Raw genomic sequence first — 18,660 nt, forward strand, 5'->3', positions numbered from 1 at the left:
TCGATCGGGGGCTGGCATGGTGTCCGGCCTGATGCTGACTGCTTTCTTGATGGGGCTCGGTGGAGCCCCGCATTGCGCGACCATGTGTGGCGTGCCCTGTGCGGCGGCCTTGCGACGCGCGTTGCCCTGGCAGGCCTTGGTCGGGCGCTGGGCCGGCTATGCATTGCTCGGAGCGGTGGCTGCGGCGAGCGCTGGCTCGGTATCTCAATGGAGCCGCGAGGTCGCTTTCCTTAAACCCTTTTGGCTCATCGCGCAGGCCATGGCTGTGTGCCTGGGGGTCTGGTTATTGCTTTCTGGGCGAATGCCGCGGCAACTGGACCAATGGGGGCTGGATGTTTATCACCGGTTGCGGGCCCGCTGGGCCAGGGGTGTGTCGGACGGATCCGTCTCGCCTTGGGTGAGTCAGTCGGCTCCATTCGTGGCGGGCATGGGCTGGGCGCTGCTGCCGTGCGGTTTGCTTTACGCGGCGGTGACAGTCGCTGCGCTGGCGCCGAATATGTGGTCGGGGGCGTTGGTCATGACGAGCTTTGCACTGCCCAGTGGTGTGGCTGTCTGGGTCGCGCCACGCCTGGTTCAGCGTCTTGCTTCGATCGGATCCGGTTGGCGCAACCCGGCTTGGTCCATTCGCCTGGCGGGTGGGATGTTGGCGGCCATGGCAGGGTGGGGGTTGATTCATCACTTGGTGGCGCAATGGCAGGCCTGGTGTGGTTAAAGTGAGTCACCTATTCCCCGGATCTATTGGGAATATTGGCGTGACTAACCTGTCGATATCAGGTTTATTCGGATGTTATTGGTACCCCCTGGCGTAGAATGATTTACGCGTTGCCGATATCCATGGCAACGCGGTTTTACGGAAACGCCAAACGCGGAGACCAACGTCATGTATCAGCACATCAAAGTGCCCGAAGGTGGGCAGAAGATCACGGTCAACCCGGACTTCTCGCTTAATGTTCCTAACAATCCCATCATTCCCTATATCGAAGGGGATGGCACTGGTTTTGACATCACGCCCGTGATGATCAAGGTGGTTGATGCCGCGGTGGCCAAGGCCTACGGTGGTCAGCGCAAGATCCACTGGATGGAAATTTACGCAGGCGAAAAGTCGACCCGCGTGTATGGCCCAGACGTCTGGCTGCCTGAAGAATCGCTGCAGGTTTTGAAAGACTACGTGGTCTCGATCAAGGGCCCGCTGACAACCCCCGTGGGTGGTGGCATTCGTTCGCTGAACGTGGCCTTGCGTCAGGAACTTGATTTGTATGTCTGTTTGCGTCCCGTGCGCTATTTCAAGGGTGTGCCTTCGCCCGTGAAGGAACCTGAAAAAACCGATATGGTGATCTTCCGTGAGAACTCGGAAGATATTTACGCCGGTATCGAGTTTGAGGCGCAAAGCGACAAGGCCAAAAAGCTGATTACCTTCTTGCAGACCGAGTTTGGCGTCAAGAAGATTCGCTTCCCCGAAACGTCGGGTATCGGTATCAAGCCGGTTTCTCGTGAAGGTACCGAGCGTCTGGTGCGTAAGGCTTTGCAGTACGCCATCGACAACGACAAGCCCAGCGTGACCTTGGTTCACAAGGGCAACATCATGAAGTACACCGAAGGTGGCTTCCGTGACTGGGGTTACGCGCTGGCTCAGAATGAGTTCGGTGCCGAATTGATTGACGGCGGCCCATGGTGCAAGTTCAAGAACCCGAAGACGGGCAAGGACATCATCGTGAAGGACGCAATTGCTGACGCGTTCCTGCAACAAATTCTGTTGCGTCCGGCTGAGTACAGCGTGATCGCCACCCTGAATCTGAACGGCGATTACATCTCTGACGCTCTGGCCGCTCAGGTTGGCGGTATTGGTATCGCTCCCGGTGCGAACTTGTCTGACTCGGTGGCCATGTTCGAAGCCACTCACGGCACTGCGCCCAAGTATGCGGGCAAGGACTACGTGAACCCAGGTTCCGAGATCCTCTCCGCCGAGATGATGCTGCGTCACATGGGTTGGTTCGAGGCGGCTGACCTGATCATCAGTTCGATGGAAAAGTCGATCCTGAGCAAGAAGGTGACATATGACTTCGCTCGTTTGCTGGAAGGTGCCACTCAGGTGTCTTGCTCTGGTTTTGGCCAGGTCATGATCGACAACATGTGAGCTCGTTAAGCTGTGGGGCCGGTCCCCACAGGCACGCTCGAAACAAAAAGCCCGCTTATTCAAGCGGGCTTTTTTTGTGGGTTGATCGGTCAGTGTTGCAGACTGCGACCGGAGTCGATGTGTTCCCGGAAGTGCATGTCTGCCAGCGGGTCACTCAAAGCTTCTGATGCCGTGCCACCGTCGACCGGTTGAATGTTCTGAGCCAGCATGCCCTTTGGGCCAGCAACAAGGTCGTAAGTGACCTTGGAGCCTTGCTTGAGGGTGCGAAAGCCGTCCATCTGGATGGCAGAAAAGTGGGCAAAAACGTCACCACCACCTTGGTCCGGCTCGATGAAGCCGAAGCCCTTGGCGTCGTTGAACCATTTGACAGTGCCTGTGGCCATACTGTCCCTCCTGTATGTGAATTTGTTCACATTTTCTGAGTCGCTTTTGGGGCTGTCAAGGGAACTTGCTAGGGGTAACACACCGTTTTGGTACATAAATGTTTCATATTGCGAAACTAGGGGTGTCCAATCGGGGTGTTGATGGTGATCTGGTGGCTGTGCCGCAACGGTGGTTTGAATAGTGCTGTTGTTGGCGTGAATTTCATGGCCTTGATAAGTGCACGGTGACCCCAAGATGTCATGACACGAGGGAAGCCCCTCTCGTAGAATCGATTCATGACGAAAAGGTTATTCCACCCGGTTGCATCCAAGCCATCCGGTCCATCGGAAGATGGGCAGGGTGCGGTTGTGGCCGAGCATGAAAAATTAGCGGTTGAACCGCCCAAGCTCTACCAGGTCGTGATGCTCAATGACGATTTCACGCCAATGGAGTTTGTTGTTCTGGTGTTGCAGGAATATTTCCGTCACGATATCGAGACGGCAACGCAGATCATGCTGAAAATCCACCACGAAGGTCGTGGTGTGTGCGGTGTCTTCACCAAAGATGTCGCGGCCACTAAGGTCGAACTCGTTCTTGCCGCCGCCCGGCGCGCCGGGCATCCCCTGCAGTGCATTCTGGAGACCGCATGATTGCGCAAGAGTTGGAAGTGAGTTTGCACATGGCCTTCGTCGAGGCCCGACAGCAACGTCACGAGTTCATCACCGTCGAACACTTGCTGTTGGCCTTGATCGACAACCCCTCTGCTTCCGAGGTGTTGAAGGCCTGCGCCGCTAACCTGGATGAGCTGCGCAAGAACTTGGATCAGTTCATCCGAGACAACACGCCGACAGTGGGGGGCACCGATGAGGTTGACACCCAGCCCACCTTGGGGTTCCAGCGTGTCATTCAGCGCGCGATCATGCACGTGCAAAGCTCGGGCAGTGGCAAGAAGGAGGTCACCGGGGCGAATGTACTGGTAGCCATCTTCGGCGAGAAGGATTCGCATGCGGTTTACTACCTGCACCAGCAGGGGGTGACTCGTCTGGATGTGGTCAATTTCATCGCCCACGGCATTCGCAAGGCCGACCCACCTGAATCGGCGAAGTCGTCGTCTGAGTCCACCGGTGGTGCTGAGCCCGAGAAGGAAGAGGCAGAAGGCAAGGCCTCGCCACTGGAGCAGTACACGCAGAACCTGAACCAGATGGCTCGCGATGGCAAGATTGATCCGCTGATCGGTCGCGATACCGAGGTCGAGCGTGTCATCCAGGTGCTGTGCCGTCGTCGCAAGAACAACCCACTGCTGGTGGGCGAAGCTGGTGTTGGCAAGACCGCCATCGCTGAGGGCCTGGCCTGGCGCATCACGCAAAAGGATGTGCCCGATGTGCTGGCTGATGCCGAGGTCTATGCGCTCGACATGGGAGCCTTGCTGGCAGGTACCAAGTACCGTGGTGATTTTGAACAGCGCCTCAAGGCGGTGATCAAGCAGCTCAAGGAGCAGCCCGGTGCTGTGTTGTTCATTGACGAAATCCACACCCTGATCGGAGCTGGAGCCGCATCCGGGGGCACACTGGACGCGAGCAATCTGCTCAAGCCCGCATTGAGTTCCGGCCAGTTGAAGTGCATCGGCGCTACAACCTTCACCGAGTTCCGCGGCATCTTTGAAAAGGACGCCGCGCTGTCTCGTCGCTTCCAGAAAGTGGAGGTGGTTGAACCGACTGTTGAGCAGACCATCGAGATTCTCAAGGGCTTGAAGTCGCGCTTTGAGGAGCACCACAGCGTGAAGTACGCAGTGGGTGCGCTTCAAGCTGCCGCAGAGTTGTCAGCCAAGTTCATCAATGACCGTCATTTGCCCGACAAGGCCATTGATGTGATCGATGAAGCGGGTGCAGCGCAACGCATCCTGCCCAAGAGCAAACAGAAGAAGACCATCACCCGCGCGGAGGTGGAAGAGATTGTGGCCAAGATTGCCCGCATCCCTTCGACCAGCGTGAGCAGCGACGATCGTTCCAAGCTCAAGACCCTCGACCGAGATCTCAAGAGTGTGGTGTTTGGTCAAGATGCGGCCATTGACGCCCTTGCAGCGGCCATCAAGATGGCGCGCTCAGGACTCGGCAAGCCAGACAAACCCATTGGCTCGTTCTTGTTCAGTGGGCCCACGGGCGTGGGTAAGACCGAAGTCGCCAAACAACTGGCTTACATCCTCGGCATTGAGTTGATTCGTTTCGACATGTCCGAGTACATGGAGCGCCATGCCGTCAGCCGTTTGATTGGTGCGCCTCCAGGGTATGTGGGCTTTGACCAGGGTGGTTTGCTGACCGAAGCGATTTCGAAGAAGCCGCATGCGGTGCTGCTGCTCGACGAGATCGAGAAGGCTCACCCGGATGTTTTCAACATCCTGCTGCAGGTCATGGACCATGGCACTCTGACGGACAACAACGGCCGCAAGACCGACTTCCGGAATGTGTTGATCATCATGACCACCAATGCCGGCGCCGAGACCCTGCAGAAGTCGACCATTGGCTTCACCACTCAGCGCGAGATGGGCGACGAAATGGCCGACATCAAGCGAGCCTTCACGCCTGAGTTCCGCAACCGTCTGGATGCGATCGTGGGCTTCAAGCCGCTGGACGAGGAAATCATCCTGCGAGTGGTCGACAAGTTCTTGCTGCAACTGGAAAGCCAGTTGGCAGAGAAGAAGGTCGAAGTGACGTTCACAGACGCCTTGCGTCGTCACTTGGCACGCAAGGGCTTTGATCCGCTGATGGGGGCTCGTCCGATGCAGCGACTTATCCAGGACACCATTCGTCGGGCTTTGGCTGACGAGCTGTTGTTCGGCAGCCTGGTCGACGGTGGTCGTCTGACTGTCGATGTGGTGGACAACGGTGCCGGTGAGCCCGAGGTCAAGCTCGACATCCAGCCGCATCGCAAGATTGACAAGACGAAACCAGAAGCGGCGACGGCCGAATGAATCAGAGGGGCATGATGCCCCTCTTTGTTAGAAGGCCGGACGTTTGTTCGGCCTTTTCTTTTTTGGGGCCTTGAGGCGCACTTGGCGCTTACTTGGCACTCAGGGCTCGCTCCATCTCAGGTGGCGAGGTCGATCCGGTTGAAGCCCACCTCAGTCCAGCGTAGAACTTGCGCGCGTGGTTGCGACGTGTGATCTAGGTCCCAGTCACTCAGCACGTGACGTACACCAGGGCCAAACGACTCGGTTCTAGGACGGTGGGTGTGCCCGTGAACCAGGCATTGGGCGCCGCTGTCTGTCATCCAATTGCCTGCCGTGGCCTCATCGACGTCCGCCCAGTCTGTTTGAGCCATGCTCTTCTGGTGCATTTGGCTGGCTTGGCGCATCTGATTGGCGGCCGCTTGGCGTTGTGGCAGGGGCTGAGCCAGGAAGCGCTCTTGCCAGGCGGTTTGGCGTACCTGCGATCTGAACTGCAGGTAGGAGGTGTCTGCCAGACAGAGTTCGTCGCCATGCATCAGCAAACACGTCTGATTCCAGGCTCGCAAGACCGTCGGGTCTTGCAAGGCATGGGCGTGGCAGGCGGTGACCAGTTCCGAGCCGACGAGAAAATCGCGGTTACCCACCATGATGCCCAGGTAAAGGCGCCGCCCGGCGTTGGCGAGCATGTCGACGCACTGGCTCTCGTAAGACTCGAAGCGCACATCATCGCCTATCCATGCCTCGAACAGGTCGCCCAGAATCAGCACTGCATCAGCTGGCGTGGTACGAAGGTACTGCGCCAGGCATGCAGTGGTCTTGGGTAAATCCGGGTCCAGATGGATATCGGAGATGAAATCAATGCACCGCCACGAGGGCGGTGCACTGAGGTGTCCTGCATAGGACGGGAAGGGGAGCTTCCCGTTTGGCATCAGACTTCGACAGCCTTGATGATGACGATGTCTTCTTTCGGCACATCATCGTGGAAACCTTGACGGCCGGTCTTGGCTTTCTCGATTTCATCAACCACTTCGGTGCCGGCCACGACCTTGCCGAACACGGCGTAGCCCCAGCCATTGGGGGTTTCCGACTTGAAGTTCAGGAAGTCATTGTTGGTGCCGTTGATGAAGAACTGAGCGCTGGCCGAATGGGGGGCGCTGGTGCGAGCCATGGCGATGGTGTAGCGGTCGTTCTTCAGGCCGTTGTTGGCTTCGTTCTGAATCGGCTCTTTCGTGGGCTTTTGCTTCAGGCCGGGCTCGAAGCCGCCGCCTTGAATCATGAAGCCCTTGATGACGCGATGGAAGATCGTGCCGTTGTAGTGGCCGCTGTTGACGTAGTCCAGAAAGTTGGCCACGGTGACGGGGGCCTTGGCGTCGTCGAGTTCCAGGCGGATCACGCCAGCCGAGGTGGTGAGTTCAACGGTTTTGGTCATGTTATTTCTCAATGGTGACTTGTTTGATGATGACGGCTTGAACTGGCACGTCACCGTAGGGGCCACGCTGGGTGGTCTCAACCTTGCGGATCTTGTCGACCACGTCCATGCCTTGGGTGACCTTGCCGAACACGGCGTAGCCATTGCCGTCAGGCGAGCGGGCGGCATCCAGGAAGCCATTGTCCTTCACGTTGATGAAGAACTGCGAGGTGGCTGAGTCAGGCACGTTGGTGCGGGCCATGGCAATGGTGCCGCGCACGTTGCTCAGACCATTGCGGCTTTCCAGGGGAATCGGGGCACGAGTCGGCTTTTGCTGCATGTCGGGTGTGAAGCCGCCGCCTTGAATCATGAAGCCGTCAATGACACGGTGAAAGATCGTGCCGTTGTAGTGGCCTGCCTTGGCGTACTGCAGGAAGTTGTCAACCGACTTGGGGGCCTTGGCGGCATCCAGTTGAACCAGGATGTCGCCCTGGTTGGTGGTGATGCGAACTGTCTGGGCGTGAGCTGCCAGGCTGAAGGTCAGTGCGGCCGACACGCCGGCCAGTGTCAACATGGTTTTGCGGATCATCCGATCACTCCTTCGTAGAAAATTTTCCAGAGGCCACCCTCTTTGCCCCAATACTGACGTTTGATCGAACCGGTGCGTTGGCCATCGGCGACTTCTCCGAAGGTGACGACCAGCAGGTCATTTTTGTCTTTCCAACCCAGGATGGACAGATCCTTGAGTTGGAAGCTGCGAGTTTTCTGTTGGCCCACTTCCTTGGTCAGGGCTGCTCGCCACTGCGAGAAGTCATAGGCGCCACTGGAGAACTGAGGCGAGTAGAAGGCCAGGAGGCGATTGACATCGCCACTGGCTCGGGCCATGCGCCATCCTTCTATCAAGTGATGAACGTTGCGGCGGTCTTGTTCTGCGCTGCCAGGCTGTATCCACTGCAGAGATCGTGCGATCACCACCGGGGTGGAGCGAGGCTGAACACGGTCAAGAATCGTGCGCAATTCCGGGTTTGCCAGGGCGACGCACCCGTCCGTGCTATTTGGGCTGCGGGCATAGCTGTCGCTGGGAACGCCATGGAGCCAGATGCCGCCTCCGGTGCGGCCTTGACGGCGATCGTACTCGTTGGGGTAGTTCAACAGCAGGGCGCCCGAGCCGTAGAAGTCGGTCAGTTGGTGGCCGTCCAGTCGGCTGGTGATGTAGTAAACGCCCAATGGTGTGCGCTGGTCACCTTCTGTGCTCTTTTCGATGCCAAGGCGGCCGACCGAGGCGTAGTGATCCGCCACCAGTTGCATGCCGTTGGGCCCGTTTTCGAAGAGGTAAAGACGTGAGCGCGTGGCGTCGACAGCGATGGCGTGTCGGGTGCTGGGTGGCAGTTCAATGAACTGGGCGGGCAGCGCGCCAGCAGGCGGGCGCTCTTTCAATGCGGCGAGCCGGCGTTCTGCCTCAGTTTTCAGTTGCTCGAGGCGCTGCGGCGCCATGGCCGACAGATTACTTGGGGCCGCGCCCATGGTGCTGAGCTTGCTGGTTCGCGCCATCAGCAGGTCGGCATACACCAATTGAGCCAGATGGAAATGGGGAACGTCGTTGACCAGCGCTTGTGCCTTGCCAAGCGCCTCACGGGTCTGACCTGCACCAATCAGCTTGTAGATCTCGATCAGTCGGATCTCGGCCGATGCGGATTGTTTCTGTGGCGCAGGTGAGGGCGGTGGTGCTGGCTTGACCGCCGCTGGGGTGGGTTTAGCGGCGACGGCCTTGGCGCGAGTCGACGCGTGCGCCGCCCCCATGAGGCTGGCACAGAGAACGCCAGCGCAGGCAAGCGCCAGAGACAGGGATGTCTTTCCAGATCCAGCCATCATCAGGAAGCAGAGCTTTCCTTCACGATCAACCAGGTGTTGCCGGAGCGAACCAGGTCGAGTTGCTTCGTGCCGCCAATTGACAGCCCGTCGGCACGGTAGTCCTGGCGGAAGGTGGCGCTGGCCTTGTTCCCGTTCACCGCGATCTTCATGTTGGAAATTTTGATGGAGATGTTGCGCTTGCCCATGATACGGGCGCGACGCTCGTCTTCCCACGCTTTACGCGACTTGCCGGGGTTGAACTCTTTGCCGTAGAACGAGAAGTACCCGTTGAGGTCCTTTTTGCTCCAGGCGGAGACCCATGCTCGCACGGTCGAGTCGACCTCTCGCTCACGGCCGGAGGTTGGCTCAGGTTTGTGTTCGGCTTTGGCTGGAGCCTTCGGCTCGGGGGCAGGCGCCGCAGCTACGACGGCTGGGGCCGCAACGGGGGCTGCTGGTTTCACCACTGGCTTGGGCGGCACTGCGATCGGCGCAGGTACCGGCTGGGGTGCCGGAGCCGGAGCTGGGGCAACCACGGGGGCCGGCGCAGGCGCCGCCACCCGAGCAGGCTGGGGCGCCGGAGCCATGGTGGCCGCCGTGCCGCCCGCTGAAGCGATCAGACTGTTGCGCTCACGCGGAAACAGATCCTTGATCATGGCCAGCTTGGGCGCCACGTTGGACTTGGTATCGATCTGCAGCGCCTTGGAGTAAGCCTGGCTGGCCAGCTTGGCGTAGACGTCACCCAGGTTTTCGTAGGCCGTTGCGTAGCTCGGGTTGGTGCGAATCGCCATTTCGAGCGCATTGCGCGACTTGTCGTACTGCCCTTGCTGGGCGTAAAGAACGGCCAGATTGTTAAAGGGCTCGGGCAGCTCGGGATAGTCTTCCGTCAACTTCACAAACACGCTGATGGCGTCTGTGGTGCGGCCGGCTTGCGAGAGGCTGATGCCTTTCAGAAAGCGCATCATCGGGTCTTTGGGCTTGCCCGCCAGATATTGATCCGCCTTTTGCAAGGCTTCGGGATTTTTCCCGGCGGCCAGCAATTTCTGTACTTCAGCTGCTTCGTCTGCAAATACAGTGGCAGCCGTCAAAGAGAGGCAGGCCGCCGCGATGATTCGCGCAATCGATGGCATGTAATTCATTGTCCGGTGTGGATGAACGTCGAGCGTCTGATGAGTGGCTGGGCCTGTGGCTTGGTGTGCCGCAAAGCCCGTTTTCGGGCGGGCCGGTATACTCGGTCGATTGTATCTGAGCGGTCTGGGCAAGCCTGATATGTGCTTTCCCGACTTGGCCGGCAGGGTCGCTCTTTGTTGTAAGTGTGTCTTGTTCGCGCCGCGATAACTCCGAATTCCATGACTTTGCGTTTATTCAATAGCCTTTCCGGACAGGTCGAAACCTTCGTGCCGATGGTGCCAGGCCAGGTCGGTATGTATGTGTGCGGCATGACGATTTACGACTACTGTCACGTGGGCCATGCCCGCATGATGATGTCGTTCGATGTGGTGCAGCGTTGGTTGAAGGCTTCTGGCTTTCGTGTCAACTATGTTCGCAATATCACCGACATTGATGACAAGATCATTCGTCGCGCGGTGGAGCGGGGCATCACCATTCGGCAGTTGACCGACGAGATGACCGATGCCATGCACAAGGACATCGGTTCTCTGGGCATTGAAATGCCAGACCACGAACCTCGGGCCACCGAGTACGTGGGGCAGATGCTCGACATGATCGGCAAGCTCGAGCAAAAAGGCCTGGCCTATCGCGCCTCCAATGGCGACGTGAACTACGCCGTACGGAAGTTCGAAGGCTATGGCAAGTTGTCGGGCAAGTCGCTTGACCAATTGCGTGCCGGCGAGCGCGTGGCCGTTGATGACGGTAAGCAAGATCCGCTTGACTTTGTGCTTTGGAAGGCAGCCAAGCCCGAAGAGCCAGCGGATGCGAAATACGATTCGCCATTTGGCGCAGGCCGCCCGGGTTGGCACATTGAGTGTTCGGCCATGAGTTGTGCCTTGCTGGGTGAGCATTTCGACATTCACGGCGGTGGTCTGGATCTGCAATTCCCCCATCACGAAAACGAGATTGCCCAAAGCGAAGGGGCCAGTGGCAAGCGCTTTGTCAATTACTGGATGCACAACGGCTTCCTCAATGTGGACAACGAAAAGATGTCCAAATCGTTGGGGAACTTCTTCACTATCCGTGATGTGCTCAAGAGCTACGATGGTGAGACCGTTCGCTACTTCATGTTGCGAGTGCACTACCGCAGTCCGTTCAACTACAGCGATGCCGGGTTGGATGATGCCCGTCAAGGGCTGCGTCGTCTGTACACGGCACTTGATTCGGTTGATCTCAGCGGCGTTGATACCTCTAAGATCGACTGGGCCCAAGACCATGCCGCGCGTTTCAAGGCGGCCATGGACGAAGACTTCAACACACCTATTGCGGTGGCGGTGTTGTTCGAACTGGCTGCCGAGGTCAATCGCACGGGGTCGCTGACCCATGCTGGTTTGCTCAAGGGCCTGGCCGGTATCTTGGGTTTGCTGCAGCAAGAGCCTCGGGCTTATCTGCAAGGTGGCGCAGCTTCCGGTGACGATGTGGCCGCGATTGAAGCCGCGATTGCGGCACGTGCTGCCGCCAAAGCCGCCAAGAACTTTGCCGAGGCCGATCGCATCCGTCAGGAGCTGCAAGCGAAGGGCATCGTGTTGAAAGACAGTGCTCAGGGGACCACATGGGTCAAGGCGTGAAGTCAGCCCTAGCGAAGGCGGAGCCTGACTCGGTCGCGGTGCCGCCGGGGACCCGCGTGACGCCTCCTTATTGGGACGAGGCCTGCAAGCATCTGTCCAAACGGGATCGCGTCATGCGTAAGCTGATCGCCGAGCACAGCTCTGCGCGCCTGTATAGCCGTCGCGATCCGTTCACCACCTTGGCTCGGTCCATCGTGGGGCAGCAGATTTCGGTGAAGGCGGCCCAATCGGTTTGGGAGCGCTTGTTGGCGGTGGTCGGCAACGGCCCGCAGGACACCCGCAGCCCCCTGTCGGTCGAGGGGGTGCTGGTCTTGTCCGTTGAGCAGATCCGTTCGGCCGGGCTGTCTGCGCGAAAAGCCGATTACCTGCTGGATCTGGCCAAGCACTTCCATGAAGGCGCCGTGCATGTGTCTCAATGGGAGGGCATGGATGACGAGGCGATCATCGACGAGTTGGTCGATATCCGAGGCATCGGGCGCTGGACAGCCGAAATGTTTCTGATCTTCCATCTGATGCGGCCGAATGTGCTGCCCTTGGATGATCTTGGATTGATCAAAGGCATCAGTCAGAATTACTTCAGTGGTGAACCGGTGTCGCGAGCCGAAGCGCGTGACATCGCCGAGGCCTGGGCGCCTTACCGCACCGTCGGAACCTGGTACCTGTGGCGCAGTCTGGATCCGGTGCCATCTGAGTACTGATACGGTTGCGGCTTGATAGAGGACACATTGCCATGAGCAAGCGACATTTTCTGGAATTCGAGCAACCCATTGCGGAGCTGGAATCCAAAATCGAAGAGCTGCGTTACGTGCAGAGCGAGTCAGCGGTCGATATTTCCGAGGAAATCGACCGCTTGAGCAAGAAGAGCATGCAGTTGACCAAGGACATCTACGCCAACCTGTCGCCTTGGCAGGTCACGCAGATTGCCCGCCATCCGCAGCGTCCTTACACCCTGGACTACGTGAACGAGCTGTTCACAGATTTCCAGGAAATGCACGGCGATCGCCACTTTGCAGACGATCAATCGATCGTGGGTGGTTTGGCGCGCTTCAATGGCCAGCCCTGCATGGTGATCGGTCACCAGAAGGGCCGTGACACGAAGGAGCGCGCGATGCGCAATTTCGGCATGTCGCGCCCGGAGGGCTATCGCAAGGCCTTGCGTCTGATGCAGACGGCTGAAAAATTTGGCTTGCCCGTGTTCACCTTCGTGGACACGCCTGGCGCCTACCCCGGTATTGGTGCCGAGGAGCGCAACCAGTCGGAAGCCATTGGCCGAAACATTTTCGAAATGGCGCGCCTGGAAGTGCCCATCATCACCACCATCATTGGGGAAGGTGGGTCCGGTGGCGCTTTGGCGATCAGCGTGGCCGACCAGGTGCTGATGCTGCAGTTCTCGGTGTATTCGGTGATTTCGCCGGAGGGCTGCGCCTCGATTCTGTGGAAAACCGCAGACCGCGCGTCGGATGCAGCTGAAGCATTGGGCATCACCGCGCATCGCTTGAAGGCCTTGGGTCTGATTGACAAGATCATCAGCGAACCCGTGGGCGGTGCCCACCGCGATCACAAGCAGGCTTGTGCCAACTTGAAGCGTGCGCTCAATGATGCTTTCCGCCAGGTGTCGGACCTGAAAGTGAAAGACTTGCTCAATCAACGTTACGAGCGCTTGCAGAGCTACGGTCGTTTCACCGATACCAAGGAACATTGAACCCATGCAGCAGGTCGTGCCTGAGACCGGGCCAACCTGCTTTGCGGTGGCCTACAGCGGTGGAAGAGATTCCACCGCTTTGCTTTATGCCTGCGCCAGAGTGGCCCAATCTTTGGGCGCCGAGGTGGTGGCCCTGCACGTGCACCATGGCTTGAGCGCACATGCCGATGCTTGGTTGCAGCATGCCCACACCCAGTGTGAGGCTTGGGCAGCACAAGGGTTGCCGGTGCGCCTGCGTGCAGACAAGCTGGTCTTGAATGTGCCGGCGGGCGACAGCCTGGAGGCGGTGGCGCGAGAGGCGCGCTACGATGCACTGGCTCGCATGGCGCGAGAGGCGGGTGCCGACCTGGTGATGCTGGCGCATCATCGGCAGGACCAGGCAGAAACCTTTTTGCTCCAGGCCATGCGCGGGGCGGGGGTGGCTGGTCTGGCTGCCATGCCTGAGTGCATTGAGCGCGATGGGGTCGTCTGGAGTCGCCCCTGGCTGGATCGAGAGCGTTCCGAGATCGAGGCGTATGTCGCTGCACATGGCTTGAGCTACATCGATGACGATTCGAATGCGGATCAACGGTTTGCCCGCAACCGCTTGCGGCTTTCGGTGATGCCGGTGTGGCGGTCGCAGTTTCCCCAGGTCGATCAGGCTCTGGCGCATGCAGCGCAACACAGCGCCGATGCGGCCTGGTGCCTGGCGCGATGGGCAGATGCTGAACTGAAGTCCCTGTCCGTCGGGGCGTTGGCGTTGGATGCCACGGCCTGGATGGCTCGACCGGCCCCGGAGCGGCGTGAGCTCTTGCGCCACTGGGTGCAGCAGGTGGCGGGGCAGCCTCTTTCTCGGGCTTGGGTTTATCGGTTGTGTGACGAGGTGCCGGCCGCCCTGTTGGCGGGGCGTCAAGCCCATTGGCCCGAGGTGTCGCTGGGCTTGTATCGGGGGGCCTTGTCCTGGTATGGCGCTGATGCCGGCCCCGTTCCGGCTCAAGGCATTAGGCCACATACCCCATCGGGGGCGGCGGTGTGTCTGAGCGTGTCTGGGCCCGGCGCCTATTCGGTTCCCGAATGGGCGGGCGTGTTGCAAGTGAGCGAGGCCGCTCCTGATCAGCCGGGGGTGCCTTGGTCGAGCTTGGCGGAGGTTCGGCTGTTGGCGAGGTCTGGTGGCGAGTCGTTTCAGATCGCGGCAAACCGGCCTGCTCGGTGTTTGAAGAAGCAGTTTCAGAGTCTGGGTGTGCCAGCTTGGTTGCGCCATGCTCCACTGGTCTACAGCCAGAATCGGCTGCTTTTCGTGCCGGCATTGGGGATGGATGCCCGTGCCACCGTGATCGATCCAGCGCAAAGCCGGGCGCATTTGACATGGCTTTCGTTGCCGGCGGAGACGAGCAAGGGCTAAAATGCCGGGTTTGATCGCGCGATTGGTCTGATTTGTGTTTGGTTGCGCGCGGTTTTTTTCCTGACAAAGACATGGCACTGATCGTTCACAAATACGGCGGCACGTCGATGGGCTCGACCGAGCGCATCCGTAACGTGGCCAAGCGCGTGGCTAAGTGGGTGCGTGCGGGTCATCAAATCGTGGTCGTGCCTTCGGCCATGAGTGGTGAAACCAACCGCTTGCTGGGTCTCGCAAAAGAGCTCTCTGACCGCGCCAATCCGCGCGAGCTGGACATGATTGCCTCGACAGGTGAGCAAGTGTCCGTGGGCTTGTTGTCCATCGCACTGCAAGCTGAAGGCATGGACGCCGTCAGCTATGCTGGTTGGCAAGTGCCCGTGAAGACAGATTCGTCGTTCACCAAGGCCCGCATTGAAAGCATTGACGACAAGCGCGTGCGTGCCGATCTGGCCGCAGGCAAAGTGGTGGTGATCACCGGCTTCCAGGGTGTGGATCCTGAAGGCTACATCACCACCCTGGGTCGTGGTGGTTCTGACACCTCGGCCGTGGCGATTGCCGCTGCCTTGAAGGCCGACGAATGCCTGATCTACACCGATGTGGACGGCGTGTACACGACCGACCCACGCGTGGTGCCTGAAGCTCGCCGCCTGAACGCCATCAGCTTTGAAGAAATGCTGGAAATGGCCTCGCTGGGCTCCAAGGTGCTGCAGATCCGTTCGGTGGAGTTCGCCGGTAAGTACCGCGTGCCCACCCGTGTGCTGTCCAGCTTCACCCCCTGGGACATCAACCTGGAAGAAGAAGCCAAGTCTGGCACGCTCATCAGTTTTGAGGAAGACGAGAACATGGAACAAGCCGTTGTTTCCGGCATCGCGTTCAACCGCGACGAAGCCAAGATCACCGTGGTCGGCGTGCCCGACACCCCTGGCATCGCTTACCAAATCCTGGGTAAGGTTGCAGAAGCCAACATCGACGTCGACGTGATCATTCAGAACGTGTCGCACGACGGTAAGACCGACTTCTCCTTCACCGTGCACCGCAACGACTACGCCAAGACCGTGGAACTGCTGGAAAAGCAAGTTCTGCCAACCTTGGGCGCTGCCAAAGTGGTGGGTGACACCAAGATCTGCAAGGTCTCGATCGTGGGCATCGGCATGCGCAGCCACGCTGGCATTGCCGCCACCATGTTCAAGACCCTGTCGGACGAGAGCATCAACATCCAGATGATCACCACCAGCGAAATCAAGACCTCCGTCGTGATCGACGAGAAGTACATGGAGCTGGCTGTGCGCGCCCTGCACAAAGCATTTGGCCTGGAAGGCAAGGCAGCCGCCTGATCGGTGCGTTGTTTTGGAGACAGCGCTCGCAAGGAGCGCTGATTTCCTGGCTATAATGCTTGCTTGAGCTGGAGTCGTGACCGAGAGGCCGAAGGTGCTCCCCTGCTAAGGGAGTATGCGGTGATGAGCTGCATCGAGGGTTCGAATCCCTCCGACTCCGCCAGCGAATCAAAACCCCTGTGAGCTTTGCTTGCAGGGGTTTTTCGCTTTTTGCTTCTTTTTGCTTGGCTGGTTTGCCGGGATGTTCAGGTCAGTAGGAAATTGACGGGCTCAACAGGCTTGGGGAGCTCGCGGTCACCCAGCATTTCCAGCAGGGCGCTTTCGATGTTGGTGGCCATGGCATCCAGTGCCAGGTCGTTAGGCAGCAGGCCGAACGGCTCCTCGATCTCGTCGCTCAAGGCTTCGATGGCGAAGAAGGTGTAGGCCACAAAGGCAACCATCACCGGGGTCATGAAGCCGATGGCGTCTAACAGGCCGAACGGCAGCATGAAGCAGTACAGATACACCGTTCGGTGCAGGATCACGGAATAAGTGAAGGGCAGCGGCGTGTATGCAATGCGTTCGCACCCGCCAAAAGCATCATTCAGGCCGGTCAAGGACTTGTCGAGTTCAGAAGCCAGGATGGCGTCGAGTTCACCCTTGAGGCGATGCTGGCGCAGGCATTCGCTTAACCACATCATGATCTGCAGCGGCGGGGTTTGCCTGTTGGCTAGCCTGGGCATCAATTCCGCAGGCAGCAAGCGCTGCATGTCTCGGGTGGGGTCAGTGTTGCGCAGTTGGTGTCTGACCGCGTGGACATAGGCGGCCAGGCCCAGAACAAAGGGGCGGGCCTCGGTGCCGATGAACGTGAGGTACTGCCGTGTGGCGTTGCGGCTGTCGGTGAGCAATTTGCCCCAGAGCTTGCGCGCCTCCCAGTATCGGTCGTAGCTGGCGCTGTTGCGAAACCCGAGGAAGATCGCCAATGCCACCCCGACCAAGGAAAAGGGCACGGTGGTGAGTGTGACCTTCCAGTGAAGCAGTTCGCCATGGAAGATCACGACCAGGATGGATAGGGCTGTGATGACCCCCAGTTGTGGCAAGACCTTTTTAAGGATGGAGCCGCGGCGCACGAAAAGCATGCGCAGCCAATTGGGGCGGGGGCGAACAATCATCGGGAGCGATCGTATTCAAAACGATCGCCCATTGTGGCACTGCGTCAGGGTGCCTTCGCCTGTGGCATCAGTGTTCGGCGCTATCGCCGCGCTTCTTGGCCAAGGCTTTGCGGCTGGTTTCGTTGATCAGGCGCATCTCTGCCAGTGAGGCATCGATCTGGGCACGCTTGGCTTCGAGTTCCTTGATAGCGGCATCGGTCTTTTCGATGGCGTAGATCAACTGCTGGATACGACCTTCGCCATGTTGACCATACATGTCAAGGTAGTTCTTGATCTCCGACAGTGGTGTGCCCAGTGCCTTGGCGCGCAGGATGCGGGCCAGTCGGGCGCGGTCTTGTCGTGAGTACACGCGGGTGCCGTTGATACGGCGAGGCGTAAGTAGCCCCTTTTCTTCGTAGAAGCGCAGGGTGCGTGGCGAGACCTGAAAGGCATCGCACATTTCGGCAATCCCGATGAGCTCATCGCTGTCGCGCAGTCGTGCGCTTGTGGCGGGGTTCATGTCTTCGGGCCAGGCGTCGTCTTGTTCGGTGTCCATTTGGGGCGCGTGGATCGAAGTGATCGTGGCTTGATGCTGCGGGTTCATAGTGCGGGCTTGACCTGGTCGTTCAGTCTGGTGATCGACGCCCTTGGAGAGGCGTTCGAGCAGAGTAGAAGATCGAGTTTCCGTATTGTATAAGTGTTTAACCTTATCGGTACTGTGTTGACGTTAACGTAAACCAGTCCTACATTTGCTCATCGATTCAATCAACGGGGCCAATTGGCCGTGCGAGTGATGAGCAATTTGGGAAAAACAAAGTACAGCAGCGTTCTGGCGCCGGGGCTGTTTGCCGGCCAAGTACACGTTGTCACCGGGGGCGGTAGCGGCATTGGTCGTTGCGTGGCGCATGAGCTCGCGTCTCTGGGGGCTACCGTGGTGATCACCGGCCGCACCCAGGAAAAGCTGGACAAGGTCGTGGCCGAAATCGTGGAGGACGGTGGCAAGGCTGATACAGCCGCCTTTGACATTCGCGACGAGGACCAGGTGAAAGCGGCCGTGGCTGCGATCGTGGCGAAGCACGGCCGTATTCATGGCTTGGTCAACAACGCAGGTGGGCAGTTTCCTGCGCCCTTGCAAGCGATTTCCAAGCGTGGTTTCGACGCCGTGGTGGCCAACAACCTGACCGGGGGCTTTCTGATGGCCCGCGAGGTATTCAATCAATCCATGCAAAAGCATGGCGGCGCCATGGTGAACATGACTGCCGATATGTGGAATGGCATGCCTGGAATGGGGCACTCTGGTGCGGCTCGCGCCGGCATGGTCAACCTGACCAAGACGGCAGCCTTTGAGTGGGCAGTGTCTGGGGTGAGGGTGAATGCCGTGGCGCCAGGCTGGATTGCCTCGTCGGGCATGGATTCTTATGGTCCTGCGATGGCGCCCATCATCCATGACTTGAAGAACAAGGTGCCCATGCGCCGCATGGGCTTGGAGGCAGAAGTCAGTGCCGCCATTTGCTTTCTGCTGAGCCCAGGGGCGGCCTTCATCACCGGGGTGACATTGGCCATTGACGGCGGTGCGCCTTTGCACAGTTCGGTGTTCCCGAGCATGGACCACCCGCCCGCTCCCACATTCGACGGCTTCCATCGGGCGACCTTGCCCAAGGTGCTGCAAGGCTGAATCTGA

The 18,660-nt window shown here is 59.0% G+C and carries 18 protein-coding genes and 1 tRNA gene; 11 read left to right on the plus strand and 8 right to left on the minus strand.

Annotated elements, in window-relative coordinates; translation table 11 throughout:
- Positions 1-31 precede the first annotated feature (31 nt).
- Both VFW72_RS03880 and icd read left to right on the plus strand, forming a co-directional pair.
- Complete coding sequence (locus tag VFW72_RS03880) at positions 32-712, plus strand: sulfite exporter TauE/SafE family protein (RefSeq protein ID WP_329672955.1); 681 nt, start codon at positions 32-34, stop codon at positions 710-712.
- A gap of 168 nt (positions 713-880) precedes the next feature.
- Positions 881-2,134, plus strand: a complete 1,254-nt coding sequence (gene icd / locus VFW72_RS03885) for an NADP-dependent isocitrate dehydrogenase (protein ID WP_329672956.1) — start codon at positions 881-883, stop codon at positions 2,132-2,134.
- Between the two features lie 89 nt (positions 2,135-2,223).
- Here the strand turns inward: icd and VFW72_RS03890 are convergent, their stop codons facing one another.
- The gene (locus VFW72_RS03890; RefSeq protein WP_329672957.1) at positions 2,224-2,517 is read right to left on the minus strand and encodes a cold-shock protein; all 294 of its coding nucleotides are present in this window, start codon (positions 2,515-2,517) and stop codon (positions 2,224-2,226) included.
- A gap of 276 nt (positions 2,518-2,793) precedes the next feature.
- Here VFW72_RS03890 and clpS point away from each other — a divergent pair, with 276 nt between their 5' ends.
- Positions 2,794-3,147: an ATP-dependent Clp protease adapter ClpS gene (clpS, locus tag VFW72_RS03895; protein WP_329672958.1), complete on the plus strand. Its 354-nt coding sequence runs from the start codon at positions 2,794-2,796 to the stop codon at positions 3,145-3,147.
- Positions 3,144-5,465, plus strand: a complete 2,322-nt coding sequence (gene clpA, locus VFW72_RS03900; protein WP_329672959.1) for an ATP-dependent Clp protease ATP-binding subunit ClpA — start codon at positions 3,144-3,146, stop codon at positions 5,463-5,465. The genes clpS and clpA overlap by 4 nt, the downstream gene beginning before the upstream one ends.
- Positions 5,466-5,581: 116 nt before the next feature.
- Here clpA and VFW72_RS03905 read toward each other — a convergent pair whose 3' ends face one another.
- From VFW72_RS03905 to VFW72_RS03925, 5 genes are read right to left on the minus strand one after another with little or no spacing between them, the layout of a single operon-like run.
- Complete coding sequence (locus VFW72_RS03905) at positions 5,582-6,370, minus strand: UDP-2,3-diacylglucosamine diphosphatase (protein ID WP_329672960.1); 789 nt, start codon at positions 6,368-6,370, stop codon at positions 5,582-5,584.
- Positions 6,370-6,870, minus strand: a complete 501-nt coding sequence (locus VFW72_RS03910; protein ID WP_329672961.1) for a peptidylprolyl isomerase — start codon at positions 6,868-6,870, stop codon at positions 6,370-6,372. Before VFW72_RS03910 ends, VFW72_RS03905 begins: the two co-directional genes overlap by 1 nt.
- Position 6,871: 1 nt before the next feature.
- Positions 6,872-7,438, minus strand: coding sequence for a peptidylprolyl isomerase (locus tag VFW72_RS03915; RefSeq protein WP_329672962.1), 567 nt, complete (start codon positions 7,436-7,438; stop codon positions 6,872-6,874).
- Positions 7,435-8,721: a L,D-transpeptidase family protein gene (locus VFW72_RS03920; RefSeq protein WP_329672963.1), complete on the minus strand. Its 1,287-nt coding sequence runs from the start codon at positions 8,719-8,721 to the stop codon at positions 7,435-7,437. The genes VFW72_RS03915 and VFW72_RS03920 overlap by 4 nt, the downstream gene beginning before the upstream one ends.
- Complete coding sequence (locus tag VFW72_RS03925; RefSeq protein WP_329672964.1) at positions 8,721-9,827, minus strand: tetratricopeptide repeat protein; 1,107 nt, start codon at positions 9,825-9,827, stop codon at positions 8,721-8,723. Before VFW72_RS03925 ends, VFW72_RS03920 begins: the two co-directional genes overlap by 1 nt.
- Positions 9,828-10,046: 219 nt before the next feature.
- On the opposite strand from VFW72_RS03925, the gene cysS reads away from it, so the two are divergent.
- The 6 genes from cysS to VFW72_RS03955 all read left to right on the plus strand — a co-directional run bounded on the left by cysS (position 10,047) and on the right by VFW72_RS03955 (position 16,012).
- Positions 10,047-11,435: a cysteine--tRNA ligase gene (gene cysS / locus VFW72_RS03930; protein WP_329672965.1), complete on the plus strand. Its 1,389-nt coding sequence runs from the start codon at positions 10,047-10,049 to the stop codon at positions 11,433-11,435.
- A gap of 113 nt (positions 11,436-11,548) precedes the next feature.
- Positions 11,549-12,133, plus strand: coding sequence for a DNA-3-methyladenine glycosylase family protein (locus VFW72_RS03935; protein WP_414638771.1), 585 nt, complete (start codon positions 11,549-11,551; stop codon positions 12,131-12,133).
- Between the two features lie 32 nt (positions 12,134-12,165).
- Positions 12,166-13,137, plus strand: coding sequence for an acetyl-CoA carboxylase carboxyltransferase subunit alpha (locus VFW72_RS03940; protein ID WP_329672967.1), 972 nt, complete (start codon positions 12,166-12,168; stop codon positions 13,135-13,137).
- Positions 13,138-13,141: 4 nt separating this feature from the next.
- The gene (gene tilS / locus VFW72_RS03945; protein ID WP_329672968.1) at positions 13,142-14,518 is read left to right on the plus strand and encodes a tRNA lysidine(34) synthetase TilS; all 1,377 of its coding nucleotides are present in this window, start codon (positions 13,142-13,144) and stop codon (positions 14,516-14,518) included.
- A 71-nt stretch (positions 14,519-14,589) separates the two neighbouring features.
- Positions 14,590-15,849 (plus strand): aspartate kinase, encoded by a 1,260-nt coding sequence (locus tag VFW72_RS03950; RefSeq protein ID WP_329672969.1) that lies wholly within the window; start codon positions 14,590-14,592, stop codon positions 15,847-15,849.
- Between the two features lie 70 nt (positions 15,850-15,919).
- Positions 15,920-16,012, plus strand: a tRNA-Ser gene (locus VFW72_RS03955).
- 82 nt (positions 16,013-16,094) lie between these two features.
- Here VFW72_RS03955 and VFW72_RS03960 read toward each other — a convergent pair.
- Complete coding sequence (locus VFW72_RS03960) at positions 16,095-17,000, minus strand: bestrophin family protein (RefSeq protein ID WP_329672970.1); 906 nt, start codon at positions 16,998-17,000, stop codon at positions 16,095-16,097.
- A gap of 67 nt (positions 17,001-17,067) precedes the next feature.
- Positions 17,068-17,535 (minus strand): MerR family DNA-binding transcriptional regulator, encoded by a 468-nt coding sequence (locus VFW72_RS03965; RefSeq protein ID WP_329672971.1) that lies wholly within the window; start codon positions 17,533-17,535, stop codon positions 17,068-17,070.
- A gap of 237 nt (positions 17,536-17,772) precedes the next feature.
- Between VFW72_RS03965 and VFW72_RS03970 the strand changes: the two genes are divergently transcribed.
- Positions 17,773-18,654: an SDR family oxidoreductase gene (locus tag VFW72_RS03970; protein WP_329672972.1), complete on the plus strand. Its 882-nt coding sequence runs from the start codon at positions 17,773-17,775 to the stop codon at positions 18,652-18,654.
- Positions 18,655-18,660 lie beyond the last annotated feature (6 nt).

The organism is Aquabacterium sp. (assembly GCF_036273115.1).
Taxonomy (GTDB): Bacteria; Pseudomonadota; Gammaproteobacteria; order Burkholderiales; family Burkholderiaceae_C; genus Aquabacterium.

Excerpts from the sequence above, each read along its gene's own strand:
- VFW72_RS03880 (WP_329672955.1), top strand. The coding sequence starts at position 32 with ATGCTGACTGCTTTCTTGATGGGGCTCGGTGGAGCCCCGCATTGCGCG.
- VFW72_RS03960 (WP_329672970.1), bottom strand. The coding sequence starts at position 17,000 with ATGATTGTTCGCCCCCGCCCCAATTGGCTGCGCATGCTTTTCGTGCGC.
- VFW72_RS03965 (WP_329672971.1), bottom strand. The coding sequence starts at position 17,535 with ATGGACACCGAACAAGACGACGCCTGGCCCGAAGACATGAACCCCGCC.
- cysS (WP_329672965.1), top strand. The coding sequence starts at position 10,047 with ATGACTTTGCGTTTATTCAATAGCCTTTCCGGACAGGTCGAAACCTTC.
- VFW72_RS03950 (WP_329672969.1), top strand. The coding sequence starts at position 14,590 with ATGGCACTGATCGTTCACAAATACGGCGGCACGTCGATGGGCTCGACC.
- VFW72_RS03920 (WP_329672963.1), bottom strand. The coding sequence starts at position 8,721 with ATGATGGCTGGATCTGGAAAGACATCCCTGTCTCTGGCGCTTGCCTGC.
- VFW72_RS03905 (WP_329672960.1), bottom strand. The coding sequence starts at position 6,370 with ATGCCAAACGGGAAGCTCCCCTTCCCGTCCTATGCAGGACACCTCAGT.
- VFW72_RS03970 (WP_329672972.1), top strand. The coding sequence starts at position 17,773 with ATGAGCAATTTGGGAAAAACAAAGTACAGCAGCGTTCTGGCGCCGGGG.
- VFW72_RS03935 (WP_414638771.1), top strand. The coding sequence starts at position 11,549 with ATGCGTAAGCTGATCGCCGAGCACAGCTCTGCGCGCCTGTATAGCCGT.
- VFW72_RS03940 (WP_329672967.1), top strand. The coding sequence starts at position 12,166 with ATGAGCAAGCGACATTTTCTGGAATTCGAGCAACCCATTGCGGAGCTG.
- clpA (WP_329672959.1), top strand. The coding sequence starts at position 3,144 with ATGATTGCGCAAGAGTTGGAAGTGAGTTTGCACATGGCCTTCGTCGAG.
- VFW72_RS03925 (WP_329672964.1), bottom strand. The coding sequence starts at position 9,827 with ATGCCATCGATTGCGCGAATCATCGCGGCGGCCTGCCTCTCTTTGACG.
- VFW72_RS03915 (WP_329672962.1), bottom strand. The coding sequence starts at position 7,438 with ATGATCCGCAAAACCATGTTGACACTGGCCGGCGTGTCGGCCGCACTG.
- tilS (WP_329672968.1), top strand. The coding sequence starts at position 13,142 with ATGCAGCAGGTCGTGCCTGAGACCGGGCCAACCTGCTTTGCGGTGGCC.
- VFW72_RS03890 (WP_329672957.1), bottom strand. The coding sequence starts at position 2,517 with ATGGCCACAGGCACTGTCAAATGGTTCAACGACGCCAAGGGCTTCGGC.
- icd (WP_329672956.1), top strand. The coding sequence starts at position 881 with ATGTATCAGCACATCAAAGTGCCCGAAGGTGGGCAGAAGATCACGGTC.
- clpS (WP_329672958.1), top strand. The coding sequence starts at position 2,794 with ATGACGAAAAGGTTATTCCACCCGGTTGCATCCAAGCCATCCGGTCCA.
- VFW72_RS03910 (WP_329672961.1), bottom strand. The coding sequence starts at position 6,870 with ATGACCAAAACCGTTGAACTCACCACCTCGGCTGGCGTGATCCGCCTG.